Genomic DNA, 13,688 nt, shown 5'->3' on the forward strand with positions numbered 1-13,688 from the left:
CGCGGCATCGTGATCGCCCGCAACGGCGGCCGCCGCTTCGGCTGGGGCCTCGCAGCGCTCGGCATGCTGTTGGTGTCCACCGATTCGCTGTGGGTTCGTGTCTCCGGCGCCGATGCGCTCGACATCGCCTTCATCGTGGGCGTGCTGTCGCTGTTGCTCTACGGCGCCATGGCCCTGCGCCGAGCATCAGCCTCGTGGGCGTCGCTGCGGGCCGATACGTGGCCGCTGCTGGCCATCGGCGTGCTCGGTGCGATCAGCCAGCTCACGTTCATCTCGGCCATCACCCACACCGAGGTGCCCAACGTGGTGGCGATCGTGGCATCCGCGCCGGTGCTGGCCGCGGCGTTCGCGTGGGTGGCCCTGCGAGAGAGGACGTCACCTCGGGTCACCGCGGGCATCGCGCTCACCGTGGTGGGCATCGGCATGGTGGTGTCGACGTCAATCGGTTCGCCCAACCTCTGGGGCGACTTCCTCGCTCTCATCGCGGTGATCTGCTTCGCCGCCAGCACCGTCATCTGGCGCCGCCATCGCGACATGAGCCGTCTCATGGGACTTGCCCTGGCTGCGTTGCTCGTGGTGATCCCCACTGCGCTCGTCGCCGATCCGGGCGGGCTCGACGCCCCTGCCTGGGCAGCCATCTTGGCCATGGGCCTGGTCTGCAACCCGCTCGGCCGCCTCTCCTACAGCAACGCACCGAAGCACGCGCCCGCCAGCGAAGTCGCCCTGTTCGCTCCCGTGGAGACCGTGGCCGGCATCGTGTGGGCGGCGGTGTTCCTGAGCGAGTACCCGGCGGCCGTCACCTTGGCAGGCGCGGTCGTGGTGATATTCGGGATGCTCTACGCCACGGTGCTCGATCGCAGGGGAGCAGCGGCGTTCGGCAGCGACTGAGCGGTTGCGCCCGCGGTCGCGGCCGTTCTGCCTTGGCTTCACGCCCTGCCGGGCCATCGGGTGCTCGCCTTGGGAGCCGTTCGGGTCTTCGTGCTGCCGGGCCTTCGGGTCTTCGCCCCACAGTTCGCTCGGATACTGTCCGAACACATGGCGTCGGAAACCGAGGCGGACGCGACTGCATCCGAGTTCGAGGAATTCCCTGAGCTTCCCCCGAAGCGACCCAGCCGCCTGTCCCGCCGCGCCTACGAGCGCGAGCTCAAGCTCTTGCAGCAGGAACTCGCCCGCCTGCAGCGCTGGATCCGTCACAACGGGCTGAAGGTCGTCGTCATCTTCGAAGGCCGAGACGCTGCGGGCAAGGGCAGCACGATCAAGCGCATCATGGAGCGGCTGAACCACCGCGTGGTGCGGGTCGTCGCGCTCGGCACACCCAGCGACCGCGAGAAGACCCAATGGTGGTTCCAGCGTTACGTCGAGGAGCTGCCGGCGGCGGGCGAGATGGTGATCTTCGACCGCAGCTGGTACAACCGCGGCCTCGTCGAACCGGTCATGGGCTTCTGCACCGAAGAGGAGTACGAGGAGTTCCTGCGGTCATGCCCCGAGTTCGAACGGATGCTGGTCCGCTCGGGGATCATCCTCATCAAGTACTGGTTCTCGGTCAGCGACGAGGAGCAGGAGCGCCGCTTTCGAAGCCGGATCGCCGACCCGGCCCGGCGTTGGAAGCTCTCGCCGATGGACCTTGAGGCCCGTGCCCGCTGGGTGGATTTCTCACGCGCCAAGGACACGCTGTTTGCCCACACCGACATCAAGCAGGCACCGTGGTACGTCGTGGATGCCGACGACAAGCGGGCCGCCCGGCTGAACTGCATCGCTCATCTGCTGTCGCAGATCCCCTACGAGGCCGTGCCGTGGGAGCACGTCGAGTTGCCTGAGCGCGAATCGGCAGGCGGGTACGTGCGGCCGCCGATGTCAGACCAGACCTTCGTGCCCGAGCTGTACTGAGCAGCCGTCGCGGCCAGCCGAGGCGTCGTGAATCTCGGCCGATGGCCTGAGCCGAACGGCGAAGCTGTGGCCCGGGCGGACTGGGCGAGGTCGCTCAGGACTGCGCGCTGGACTCCATGTTGATCTCGAGCAGGCGCGCGGCAATCACCCGAGCGTCGTCGAAGCCGGCGACGAAGTGGTCGCCCGGCACCCGATGCAGCACATCCAGCGACTGCAGGCTGCCCTCCGGCAGGCTGTCGACCCCGATGACGATGCACTCGGTGTCGTGCTCCATGGCGGCGTCGATGAGCTGCTCCACCACGAGCGCAGCGCTGTCGTCCATGTAGCTGGTCTCGGTGAAATCCAGGATCACCACCTGGTGCTCCTGGATGTCCTTGCTGATGGCGATCCGCAGCCGGTTCGAGGAGGCGACGGTGAAGCTGCCGCGCATCTTGACCATGCCGACTCGTGCGGAGAACGCATCGAATTGGCTGACGTCGACCCGGTCGCTGTCGGCGAAGAACACGGCGTCGAGCATCGGCACCGACAGCACGCTGTCGAGCTCCAGCCGCTCGAAGCGACGGCTGGCTGCAAGGGCAGCGGCGACGATGCCCGCTGCGATGGCGACCAGCAGGTCGACGAATACGGTCAGACCCAAGGTCAGCAGCATCACCAGCACGTGCTCCGGCTGCACCCGGTACAGGTGCGTGATCAAGCGCCAGTCGATGAGGCTGAGCCCGAGCCACAGCAAGATGCCGGCAAGCACGCCATAGGGAACGCTGTCGATGAGGCCCGAGAGCACGATGATCAGCACGAGCGTCGCCACCGCGGAGACGACGCCTGAGACACGAGTCTGTGCGCCGGCCCGGATATTGGACTGAGTGGCACCGGGCGCGCCCGCGCCCGGCAGACCGCCGAACATGGCGGCGACGGCATTGCCGAGTCCCACGCCGAGGAGCTCTCGGTTCGGATCGTGCTGGTGCCCGGTCAGCGAATCGGCGGCCGAAGCGCTCAGCAGGCTGCTCAGCGAGCCGATGAGAGCGATGGTCATGGCGGCCCCGACGGCTCCCCAGAAGCCGGCACCCGGCATCTCCATCGCCCAGAACGACGGTGCCTCGATCACGTCGGCGATCCGCGGCGCTCCGTCGAAGATCCATGCGCCGAGGATGGTTCCGCATACCAGGGCGCCGGCCGCCGCCGGCACGTGCTTGCGCCATCGCTTCGGCCATCCGGCGCAGATCACGAAGGTGGCAACTGCCACGCCGAACGCATGGAAGTCCATGTCGCGGGCGGCGTCGTCCCAGTGACGGATCGAATCGATCGGGTTGCCCAGCAGGGGATCGGCGCCGAAGAACGGCAGCACCTGCAGCAGCACCACCATGACCCCGACACCGCTGACGAAGCCCGATGTCACCGAGTGGGGCGTGTACTGGAACAGGCTGCCGATCCGCAGCAGCCCGAGCAGCACCTGGAGGATCCCTGCGATGAAGATGATGGTGAGCGCTTCGACCGTCGAATCGGCGTACCTGACGAGGACGAATGACACAGCGAGCGCCACCGGAGCGGTCGCAGCGGAGATCTGCACCCGCGTACCGCCCGCGACAGCGGCGAGGAATCCGACGGCTACCGCTCCCCACAGGCCCGCGATCGGGCCCAAGCCCGATACGACGCCGAACGCCAGGGCCAAGGGCAACACGACAATCGCCGAGACGATGCCGGCTCGAAGGTCCGCACGGAGGTTCCCGATGTCGTAGTTCATGTCACACCTCGCGGCGTGGGAGGCACCCGCGGGTCACAGTAGTTCAGCCCCGGGCGGCTACCTACGAATCTGGTTGCTTCGACTACTACGCAAGCTCAGCCGCTGTGTCGAATGGTTCGGCAGAGCAAGCTCAGCCGCTGTGTCGAATGGTTCGGCTGAGCGCACTCAGCCGAACATGCCCCCATCCACGGTGAACTCCTGGCCGGTGCAGTAGCTGCTGGCGTCGGAGGCGAGGAACAAGACCACCCGGCCCACCTCTGCGGGCTCGGCGACGCGCCCCAGCGGCACAGCGCGCAGGATGCGTCGGGTGCGGTCGCTGTCCTCGGTGAACACATTGGTCTGCGCCAGCATCTCGGTGTCGATGTAGCCGGGGTGGACAGAGTTCACCCTCACACCGCGACGCCCCAGCTCCTTTGCGGCCGATTTCGTCATGCCGCGCACGGCCCACTTGCTGGCGCTGTACGCAAACGACCCGGCGGTGCCCATCAGCCCCGCGACCGAGCTGATGTTGATGATCGAACCGGACTCGGCCTCGGCCATCGCGGTACCCACCTTCTGCATGCCCAGGAACACACCGCGGGCATTGATCGCGAGCATGCGGTCGAAGTCGGCGCTGGAGGTCTTCATCAGACCAGCGCCCTGGAAGATGCCGGCGTTGTTCACCAGCACATCGATGCGCCCGTGGCGAGCGATCACGTCGGCAACCACCGAATCCCAAGCCGCCTCATCGGCCACGTCGTGATGCAAGTAGTCGCACCCCAGTTCGCCCGCGGTGCGCTCCCCCTCGTCGTCGAGCACGTCGGTGAGCACCACCGTCGCACCCTCGTCGGCGAAGAGCTGGCCCTCAATTGCGCCCTGCCCTCGTGCACCGCCGGTGATGATCGCAACCCGTCCGTCAAGAACACCCATCTGCCTGTTCCTCTCACTGTGTGATTGATTCTCGGCGGAAACCGCGCGAGGTCGACGGCGAGACCCTAGACCTCTCGCATTCCGCGTATCTGACGATGGCGGCGCCGGCAGTCGTCTCGATGTAGGAATCCCGTCTCAGCCGGCTTTCCTCACTCGGCAGCACTACAGCTCGCCAGTGAAGTCGGGTCAGGGACGGCTGGCCGCCTGCAACTCCGCGAGGATGCCGGACAGCTGCTCGCCGTCGTCGGGGTTGGCGACAGGAATCGAGAACTCGATGCGGTCGATGTGGGGGCCGTACCGCTCGGCGAGCAGCCCGCCGATCTGGTCGTAGGTGCCGACCGTGGCGATGGTGTGCAGCATCTCGTCGGACACGATCGCCGAGATCTCGTCCCAGCGCTGAGCCTTGGAGAGGGCCGCCGCTCGCTCCGCTTCGTCGGTCCAGTCGTGCACATCGAAGGCTGCCCGGTAGGCGGGTGTTGAGAGGTAGAAGCCGACGCGCTCGCGCACCGTGCTCGCCACAACGGCCAAGGCTGCCTCGTCGGGCGCCGTGGCGACGAGCGGCTTCATGCACCACTCGACTGCGTTGGGGTCGCGCCCGGCCCGTTCGGCACCGCGGGCGACTGCAGGCGCCATCACCTCGGTGATGTAGCGGGGCGAGCACACCGGGTGCAGCCGCACGCCGTCGGCAACCTCGCCGGCGACGCCGCACATGTTCGGGTTGATCGCGGCGATGTGCACCGGGACGTCGGGATGGTCGATGGGGCCGGGGTCGAACAGCGGCACCATGAGGTTGAGGTCGTAGTGTTCGCTCTCGTACTCCAGCGGCGTGCGGTCCTGCCAGCAGCGCCATACCGCACGGAGAGCGCCGACGTAGTCGCGCATCCACGGCCCCGGCGCCGACCACTCCATGCCGTAGCGCCGACGGATGTGGCCGCGCACCTGGGAGCCCAGCCCCAGGATCGACCGTCCGCAAGAGGCCTTTTGCAGTGTCCACGCCGACATGGCAGTCACCGTCGGGGATCGGGGGAACGCCATCGCCACCGAGGTGCCGAGCCCGAGCGTGGAGGTCGCCACTGCCGCCATGGCGAGCAACTGGTACGGGTCGTCTTTTGTCTCTTCGACGACGAGGGCGTCATATCCCAGCGCTTCCACTTGTGCAGCGGCCTCGCCGATGGTCGTCACGTCGAGTGGCACGTCGGGCGCGCGCAACCCCGGGTCGAGCTTGCCGAGCGGCAGCAACGTTTCAGCCTTCATGATTCAGCCCTCAACCAGCAGGTGCGGTGTGCCGCCGGCCATGAACCGCTCGAGCTGAGCGATGAACAAGTCATCGTTGCGGGCCGTCATGCCGCTGCCGGCACCGCCGATGTGGGTGGTCATCACCACCTTGGGGTGCTGCCACAGCGGGCTGTCACCGGGCAGCGGCTCGATGTCGAACACGTCGAGCACCGCTGTCGCCCCACGGTCACCATCCAGCCACGCCAGGAGAGCGTCGGTGTCGATGACGGCGCCTCGCGCCACGTTCACCAGCACCACGTCGTCGCGCAGAGCCGACAGGAACTCAGCGTCGACGAGCCCGCGAGTCTCGTCGGTGAGCGGGCAGGTGAGCACCACCACATCGGCGAGCGGCAGTTCGCCCGCGATGGCATCCATGGTCACCATGGCGTCAGTGGCCTCGAGATCGGCATCGTCGGCGGCGCTGCGGCGGGCGCCCACGACCGCTGCACCGAAGGCACGGGCCAGCGTGGCCACCTTGCGGCCGATCGAGCCGAATCCAACGATGAGCCACCGGCTCCCGCGTACCTCCCGCCATGGAACCTGCAGCCAGTCGCCGGCCCGGCGCCGGTCGATCCGTCCTGCCCAGTCATGAAACGTGCTCAGCACCAGCGACATCGTGTGCTCGGCGGTGGCATCGTTGGGAGCGTCGCTGCGGCTCAGCCGAACGTCTGCAGCCAGTAGCTGTTGGAACGGCGGCGCGTCGGTTCCCGCCAGGCAGGCCTGCGTCCAGCGCAGCGTCCCCGGAGCGAGCGCTGCGTCGACGAAGGGCGCCAAGTTGCCACCAAACAGCAAACCGATCGAGATCCAGGCGGCGGCGGGTGCGTAGACGGCGTCGTCGGCTGGCACGCCGCTCGCGTCAGCGATAACTGAGCCGTCCTGCAGCGTCACGCTCTCACGGCTCCACAGCAGCGGCGTGATGTCGTGATCGAGTGCTGAGAGCCGACCGGCAAGCCGCTGATAGTCATCGGCGGGCAGCAGCACTTGGGAAGAATTCACGCTGGCACGCTAGAGGCTGAGCCCGATTGCGCTGTTTGCACGGTTGTCGAGCAGCGGCCATAGGGTTCGCAGCGATGCGAACGGTCGACGCCCCCAGCGCGGCGGGCGCGCATCGCGATGCCGCAGAAGTCCACAACGGACCATTGCAACGCTTGGGCCTGCGCTTTGTGCTGGTTGCGACGATGGTGCTCGGCCCGATCCCCATGATGCTGCCGGCGGTGCTGGCGGTCGATGTCATCGCGGCGCTCGACATCACGACTGGCGCTTTCAGTGTTGCCCTGACTGCCAACACTGTGGTGGCAGCGGCGTTCGCACCGCTGTCCGGCCGGTTGACCGATCGCGTCGGACCGAAGCTCTCGACGGTGCTGACGATCATCACTGCCGGCGTGGGCATGTTCGGCATGGCGTTCGCCGCCAACGTGTGGGTGCTCATGGCGTCAGCGGCGTTCGCGGGGCTGGGGCAGGGTTGGTGCAATCCGGCCACCAACAAGCTCATCGCCGAGCGTGTGCCCGAAGGACGACGCGGCACGATCACCGGGCTCAAGCAGTCGGGCGTGATGTTCGGCACGTTCCTGTCAGGCTTCACGCTGCCGACACTGGCCGTCTGGTTCGGCTGGCGTGCGGCAATGGGCGTCTACGGCGTCGTGGCGCTGGTGTGCGCCGTCGGCATACAGCTGTGGCTGCGGCCGGATGCTCCCGCGAAGCCCGACGGAGCAGATGCCGAACGCCGCTCGCCCGACACCCGTGTCTCAGTGACTGCAAGCAATCCGCAGCCCGCCGGTGACAGGCGCTCTCGCCTGGCCGGCACGAGGCGCCCCCCGCCCGCTCAGATGAGGCCTGCCGAGCGAGCCTTCATCACCAAGCTCACCTGGTACTCGCTGCTGATGGGGAGCGTGGTCGGCGGTTTCGGCAGGTTCCAAGTGCTCTACGCCGAGCAGTCGTTGGGGTGGACCAACTTCTGGGCAGGCATGGCCAGCGCGCTCGCAGGCATCACCGCGGCGGCGTCGCGCATCTGGTGGGCCCGCCTCACCGAGGCTCGGGTCCGCCCAGCGAGCGCGCTCACCATCCAGTCCGCCTTCACCGTGGTCGCCATGGTGCTCCTGCTGGCGGCCGGCTCAGTCCACGACTCGCTGATGTGGGTGATGTCGTTGCTGGCCGGCTGCACGATGATGTCCTTCAGCGCTGTGTCGATGCTGTCCATCATCACGGGCGTCCCTGTCTCGTTGGCCGGGCGGGCATCGGGATTCGTGATGCTCGGCTTCATGTCCGGTCTCAGCATTGGCGGCCTCGCTGCGGGCTACGTCATCGAGTGGACGGGCAGCTACAGCGTGGTCTGGCTGGCTTTTGCCGCCTGCGCCGCCGGTGCCTCGGTGCTCGCGATGACCATGCGCCGCCAGCGCCCAGTCGGACCCTGACGCCGCCTCCTTTTCGGTGTGGAATTGCCGCCCCCAGCGGCTCTCGCACACCGAGAACCGTTCGCTTCGCAAGCCCGTCCTAGGCTGGCGCGATGGGGGACGACTTCGGCATCGACTACCAGAGCGGTTTCGGCAACGAGCACGCCACCGAGGCAGAGCCCGGCGTACTGCCGGTCGGCCAGAACAGTCCGCAACGGGTCACACACGACCTCTACACCGAGCAGCTGACGGGCAGTGCCTTCACGGCGCCCAGGGCCGATGCGCTGCGCACCTGGATGTACCGGATCCGCCCGTCGGTGCGCCATATCGGCGGGCTGCGCGACATCGAGGGGGGCAACCTCCGCACCTCGCCTTGCCGTGAGGGCATGCCTCCCGTGGCCCAGCTGCGCTGGAACCCGATCAGCGTTCCCGACGAGCCGCTGAGCTGGCTCGAGGGCCTGTGCACGCTCGCTGCCAACGGCGACGCCCACCTCGGCACGGGTGCTGCAACGCACTTGTACGTCGCCAATCGGTCCATGGATGGCGAGGTGTTCGCCAACGCCGACGGCGAGATGCTGATCCTGCCCCAGCAGGGCGCACTGCGCCTCGTCACCGAGCTCGGCACCCTCGCCGTCGGGCCTGCGGAACTGGCCACGGTGCCGCGTGGCGTCAAGTTCCGTGTCGAGCTCATGGAAGAGACGGCTCGGGGTTACGTGTGCGAGAACTACGGCGCGCCGTTCCGGCTGCCCGACCCGGGGCTGATCGGCGTGGACGCACTCGCCATGCCCCGCGACTTCCTGTTCCCGGTCGCTGGCTACAAGGCTGAGGATCAACCCACCCGACTGGTCTTCAAGCACGGCGGCCGTCTGCTCGAAACGCATTTGCCGCACTCGCCGCTCGACGTCGTGGCCTGGCACGGCAACTTCGCCCCTTACAAGTACGACCTGCGCAACTACTGCCCCCTGGGCCCGCTGCTGTTCGACCACCCGGCGCCGTCCATCTGGACACTGCTGACATCTCCATCAGACACAGCGGGCACTGCCAACGTCGACTTCGTGCTGTTCCGTGAGCGCTGGGCAGTGCAGGAGCACACGTTCCGCCCGCCCTGGTACCACTCCAACGTGATGAGCGAGCTGATGGGGCTCATCGAGGGCACCTACGACGCCAAGCCCGAGGGGGGATTCGAGCCCGGCGGCGTCAGCATCCACAACGCCTTCCTGCCCCACGGTCCCGACATCGAGGCCTACGACGCCGGCACCACGGCCGAGCTCGAACCCCGCCGGATGGCCGACATGCTCGCCTTCATGTTTGAGTCGCGCTACCCATGGATCCCCACGGCGTGGGCTGCCGGCCTCGACGAGCTGCAGAGCGACTACGCCGACGCCTGGACGCCGCTGGACGACCGCAGCACCCTCCGCCTCAACGGCGACGGCTGAGCACTTGTCCCGCCGGAGCGTCGACGGATGACTGCAACTCGGGCGACTGCGGACTTGGGCGGCCACGTGGCGATCGTCACCGGCGCGGGTGCACGCGGCGACGGGATTGGCAACGGCCGGGCGGCGGCAGTCCTGCTGGCCGAGGCCGGTGCGCACGTGCTGGCGGTGGACCGCAAGCCCGAGCTCGCCGGGGCCACTGTCGAGATGATCAGCGCCGAGGGAGGTAGCGCCATCGCTGTCGGTGCCGATGTGACCGTTGAAGCCGATTGCGAGGCAATGGTGAAGGCCGCGCTCGACCGGTGGGGCCGGCTGGACATCCTGATCAACAACGTCAGCATCGGCAGCGACGGCACGGTGGTGACGGGCGATGTCGATGCGTGGCAGCGGGTGATGGACGTGAACCTCACCTCGATGGTGCTGGCATCTCGTCACGCCATTCCGGCCATGATCGAGCACTCGGGCGGGGGAGCGATCGTCAACATCTCGTCCATCTCGGCGCTGTGGCCTCGCGGCATGACGGCCTACTCGACCTCCAAGGGGGCGATCATGGCGCTCACGGCCGCCATGGCCGTTGACCACGGCGCCGATGGCGTGCGGGTGAACTGCGTGGCCCCCGGACCGGTGCGCACGCCGCTCGTCGGCGGCGACGACATGCCCCCCGAACTCGCTGAGGCCCGGCGGCGCGCCAGCGTGCTCAAGATCGAGGGAAATGGCTGGGATGTCGGCGCTGCGGTCAGGTTCCTGTGCACCGACGAGGCCCGCTACATCACCGGTCACACACTGGTCGTCGACGGCGGTGTGACGCTGCGAGGACCGACACGGGCCTCGCCGCGGGGCTGAACCGGACGCCGCTGTCATTCTTCTTGCTGGCTGAGCCGGCTATCCGCCGCCGCGCCGCCGCGCCGATCGGCTACACCCGCTGCTGGCGGAAGCCGCTGGCGTAGTGCGTGTCGGGCAGGCGCCTGCGGCCGAACAGCTTCTCGCGCAGCGTTCCCGGCTGGTATTCCCGCTGCACCAGACCTCGTTCGCGCAGCACCGGCACCACACCCTCGATGAAGTCCACGAACGTGCCGGGGGTGGTGGCATACACCAGGTTGAAGCCGTCCACACCCTGGTTGAGCCGGCGCTGCATGCCGTCGGCGATCTGCTCGGGCGACCCCACCAGGAATTGCCCGGCCATGTTCAGCTTGATGAGGTCGCCGAAGGTCCGGGTGCCCGGCCGCGCCGAATCCAGCAGCGACTTCACCGGGCCGCGCACGCCCTCGGTGTTCAGCGTCTCGAGCGGCTGGTCGGGGTCGATGTGGCTCAGATCGATGTTGAGGTTTCCGCTCAGGTGCGCCAGACCTGCTTCCAGCGAGAGCGTCTCGAGATAGTCGGTGTGCTTGGCTTTCGCCTCGGCCTCCGTGCCGCCCACGATGGGGGACAGGCCGGCAATGATCTTCACGTCATCGGGGTGGCGACCGACCGCACTCACCCGGCGCCGGATGTCCTCGGCGATGCGTGTCAGGCCCCGCGAGGCCGCCACGACAAACACGCATTCGGCGTGCTTGGCCGCGAAATCGCGCCCACGATCCGACGAGCCGGCCTGGTAGATCACCGGCGTGCGCTGCGGCGACGGTTCGGCGAGGTGCGGGCCGGCAACCGAGTAGTACGGGCCTTCGTGGTCGATCGGCCGCACCCGGTCAGGGTCGGTATAGACGCCGCGCTCGGTGTCGGCCACCACGGCATCGTCAGACCAGCTGCCCTCCCAGAGCTTGTAGCAGACGTCCAGGTAGTCCTCGGCTCGCTCGTAGCGCGTGTCGTGCTTGGGCAGTCGCGGGTAACCGAGGCTCTGCGCGCCGTTCTGCAGGTACGAGGTGACGACGTTCCAGGCCACCCGCCCGCCCGTGAGGTGGTCGAGCGTGGAGATCTGGCGGGAGAAGGTGAACGGGTGCGCCTGCAGCACGTTGCTGGTGAAGGCGAACCCCAGGTGCTCGGTGACCGTGGCCATGGCCGGGATCAGCAGCATCGGGTCGTTCACGGGCACCTGTATCGCCTCGCGCAGCGAGGTGTCGGCGCTGCCCCGGTAGGTGTCGTACAGCCCGATCACGTCCGCGAGGAAAATGGCATCGAAGCATCCGGCCTCGCAGATCCGGGCCAGCTCCAGCCATGGCTCGAGCGAGGTGTATTCCCGCTGTCGGGTGTCGTCTCGCACCCACAGCCCCTGCTGGATATGGCCCACGCAGTTCATCGTGAACGCGTTCAGGATGATGCGGCGGCCTTGCCCGTCTGCCCCCGGTGCCGCCGCCATGGGTTCAGTCTCGCACCACTCGCTGCGAGCCGTCCCGCCCTGTCAGCGGGAGTTGGGGCTCGGGGCTGCGAGATAGCTGTCGACAACTTCGACAGGGTCGCCGACGGCCCGGATGCGGCCCTCGTCCAGCCAGACCACCCGGTCGCAGAAGCGCCGGATCTCGTTCATGTTGTGGGTGACCAGCACGACCGAGCCCGAGGCCGAGCGCACGTCGTCGATGCGTTCGGCCGCCAGCCGCCGGAACTCCTCGTCGCCCACGGTCAGCGCCTCGTCGATCAGCAGGATCTCGGGAATGCGGGCGGTGGCGATGGCAAAGCGCAGCCGGGCGCGCATGCCAGACGAGTACGTGCGCATGGGCCGATCGATGTCGGCGCGCAGCCCGGCGAAATCGATGATCTCGTCCATCCGGCGCTCCACCTCGGCACGGGTGAAGCCCAGCGCCAGCCCGCCGATCAGGATGTTGCGCCGCCCCGACAGCGCCGGTCGCAGCACCGACGACACCCCGAGCAGCGACGGCCGTGACCGCCCCCGGATGCTGCCCGAGCGCAGCGGCAGCAGCCCGGTCATCGCCGCGAGCAGCGTCGATTTGCCCGCACCGTTCGGCCCGATCAGCCCTAGCGTCTCATGCTCACGCAGATCCAGCGTCACACCCTGCACTGCGGGGATCATTCGGTACTGGCGACGCATCCGGCCCCGGGCAAAGCCCTGCTTGAGGCCCATGGCCGGCTCCTCGAACACCCGGTAGCTGACGTGGGCGTCGCGCACCTCGACCGTGACGGCGGGGTCGCTCATGCGCCGAGCCTCTGCTCGGACCGGTGGAACACCGCGAATCCAATGGCGGGCATCAGCACACACCACATCACGAGACCGGCCACCACCCACAGGTCCACCGGCTCGCCCAGCAGGCACCAGCGCGCGCACGTGATCACGTCATAGAGCGGGTTGAGCGCGAACGCACGCCGCCACGCCGTGCTCTGCACGAACGCATCGACGCTGAAGATCACGCCCGAGCCGTAGAACAGCAGCCGGAACAGGTGCGGCAGGATCTGGCGCAGGTCGGGCATGGTGGTGCCGATGCGAGCCACGAGCAGCGCAGTGCCGAAGTTGAAACTGAACTGCGCCACCAGCACCGCCGGCAGCACCAGCCAGCGAAGTGTCGGCAGCTCGCCGGTCGCCAGCACCGCCAGGATCGCCAGCGCCAGCGCTGGCACGAACGCAGCGGTCTGGCCGTTCACCGACGCCGCGGGCAGCAGGATGCGCGGGAACTGGATCGAGCGGATCAAGCCCATGTTCTGCGTGATCGAGGTGGATGCCTCCAAGGTGACCCGCTGGGTGAGATGGAACAGCACGACGCCGACGATGAGGAAACCCAGGAAGTTATCGACCCCGCGCCGGGTGTCGATGATGACGCCGAACACCAGGAAATAGACCCCAACCAGCAGAGCCGGGTTCACCAGGTGCCAGAGCTGGCCCAGCGTGGTGTCCATGTTCTGGGCCCGCAGGTCCTGCGCCGGCACCACGATGGCGAACTCGCGCCGACGCCACGCCTCCCGCAGGTAGGTACGCGCCGTCGGTCGAGACGTCAGGTCGATGAGCGGCCGGACCGGTGCTGTGTCTGCCTCGCCGCCTTCGCCGACTGTGCTTGCCTCGCCGCCTTCGTCGGCCATGCGGGTCATCCTACGAAGGCCGTCCCTGGGGCAACGGTGCGGGGCAGGGACAGCCAGCGGGGGCATACTCACGCGGCCGAGTGACGTCCGGCGACG

The 13,688-nt window shown here is 68.0% G+C and carries 12 protein-coding genes; 5 read left to right on the forward strand and 7 right to left on the reverse strand.

From position 1 onward, the window contains the following. Window positions 1-9: 9 nt before the first annotated feature. Window positions 10-888, forward strand: a complete 879-nt coding sequence (locus ACOGI8_RS04405) for a DMT family transporter (RefSeq protein ID WP_419855676.1) — start codon at window positions 10-12, stop codon at window positions 886-888. Window positions 889-1,035: 147 nt separating this feature from the next. After that, window positions 1,036-1,887 carry a polyphosphate kinase 2 gene (gene ppk2 / locus ACOGI8_RS04410; protein ID WP_419855677.1) on the forward strand — a complete coding sequence of 284 codons (852 nt, stop codon included), beginning with the start codon at window positions 1,036-1,038 and terminating at the stop codon, window positions 1,885-1,887. A 94-nt stretch (window positions 1,888-1,981) separates the two neighbouring features. Here the strand turns inward: ppk2 and ACOGI8_RS04415 are convergent, their stop codons facing one another. The 4 genes from ACOGI8_RS04415 to ACOGI8_RS04430 all read right to left on the reverse strand — a co-directional run bounded on the left by ACOGI8_RS04415 (window position 1,982) and on the right by ACOGI8_RS04430 (window position 6,805). After that, window positions 1,982-3,625 (reverse strand): SulP family inorganic anion transporter, encoded by a 1,644-nt coding sequence (locus tag ACOGI8_RS04415; protein WP_419855678.1) that lies wholly within the window; start codon window positions 3,623-3,625, stop codon window positions 1,982-1,984. A 165-nt stretch (window positions 3,626-3,790) separates the two neighbouring features. Beyond that, window positions 3,791-4,534: an SDR family NAD(P)-dependent oxidoreductase gene (locus ACOGI8_RS04420; RefSeq protein ID WP_419855679.1), complete on the reverse strand. Its 744-nt coding sequence runs from the start codon at window positions 4,532-4,534 to the stop codon at window positions 3,791-3,793. A gap of 186 nt (window positions 4,535-4,720) precedes the next feature. Beyond that, on the reverse strand, window positions 4,721-5,788 hold the full coding sequence (locus ACOGI8_RS04425; RefSeq protein ID WP_419855680.1) for a TIGR03617 family F420-dependent LLM class oxidoreductase: 1,068 nt from the start codon (window positions 5,786-5,788) through the stop codon (window positions 4,721-4,723). Window positions 5,789-5,791: 3 nt separating this feature from the next. Then, on the reverse strand, window positions 5,792-6,805 hold the full coding sequence (locus ACOGI8_RS04430; RefSeq protein ID WP_419855681.1) for an NAD(P)-dependent oxidoreductase: 1,014 nt from the start codon (window positions 6,803-6,805) through the stop codon (window positions 5,792-5,794). Window positions 6,806-6,879: 74 nt separating this feature from the next. On the opposite strand from ACOGI8_RS04430, the gene ACOGI8_RS04435 reads away from it, so the two are divergent. The 3 genes from ACOGI8_RS04435 to ACOGI8_RS04445 all read left to right on the forward strand — a co-directional run bounded on the left by ACOGI8_RS04435 (window position 6,880) and on the right by ACOGI8_RS04445 (window position 10,475). Then, a complete protein-coding gene (locus ACOGI8_RS04435; protein ID WP_419855682.1) occupies window positions 6,880-8,220 on the forward strand; it encodes an MFS transporter in 1,341 nt (446 codons plus the stop codon). Between the two features lie 92 nt (window positions 8,221-8,312). After that, window positions 8,313-9,635, forward strand: a complete 1,323-nt coding sequence (hmgA, locus tag ACOGI8_RS04440; RefSeq protein ID WP_419855683.1) for a homogentisate 1,2-dioxygenase — start codon at window positions 8,313-8,315, stop codon at window positions 9,633-9,635. Between the two features lie 27 nt (window positions 9,636-9,662). Further along, complete coding sequence (locus tag ACOGI8_RS04445; RefSeq protein WP_419855684.1) at window positions 9,663-10,475, forward strand: SDR family NAD(P)-dependent oxidoreductase; 813 nt, start codon at window positions 9,663-9,665, stop codon at window positions 10,473-10,475. Between the two features lie 70 nt (window positions 10,476-10,545). Here ACOGI8_RS04445 and ACOGI8_RS04450 read toward each other — a convergent pair whose 3' ends face one another. From ACOGI8_RS04450 to ACOGI8_RS04460, 3 genes are read right to left on the reverse strand one after another with little or no spacing between them, the layout of a single operon-like run. Next, window positions 10,546-11,925 (reverse strand): LLM class flavin-dependent oxidoreductase, encoded by a 1,380-nt coding sequence (locus ACOGI8_RS04450; RefSeq protein ID WP_419855685.1) that lies wholly within the window; start codon window positions 11,923-11,925, stop codon window positions 10,546-10,548. A gap of 42 nt (window positions 11,926-11,967) precedes the next feature. Further along, the gene (locus ACOGI8_RS04455) at window positions 11,968-12,717 is read right to left on the reverse strand and encodes an ABC transporter ATP-binding protein (RefSeq protein WP_419855686.1); all 750 of its coding nucleotides are present in this window, start codon (window positions 12,715-12,717) and stop codon (window positions 11,968-11,970) included. Then, window positions 12,714-13,592, reverse strand: a complete 879-nt coding sequence (locus ACOGI8_RS04460; RefSeq protein WP_419855687.1) for an ABC transporter permease — start codon at window positions 13,590-13,592, stop codon at window positions 12,714-12,716. Before ACOGI8_RS04460 ends, ACOGI8_RS04455 begins: the two co-directional genes overlap by 4 nt. Window positions 13,593-13,688 lie beyond the last annotated feature (96 nt).

This window comes from Candidatus Poriferisodalis sp., from assembly GCF_965204195.1.
GTDB lineage: Bacteria > Actinomycetota > Acidimicrobiia > Acidimicrobiales > Poriferisodalaceae > Poriferisodalis.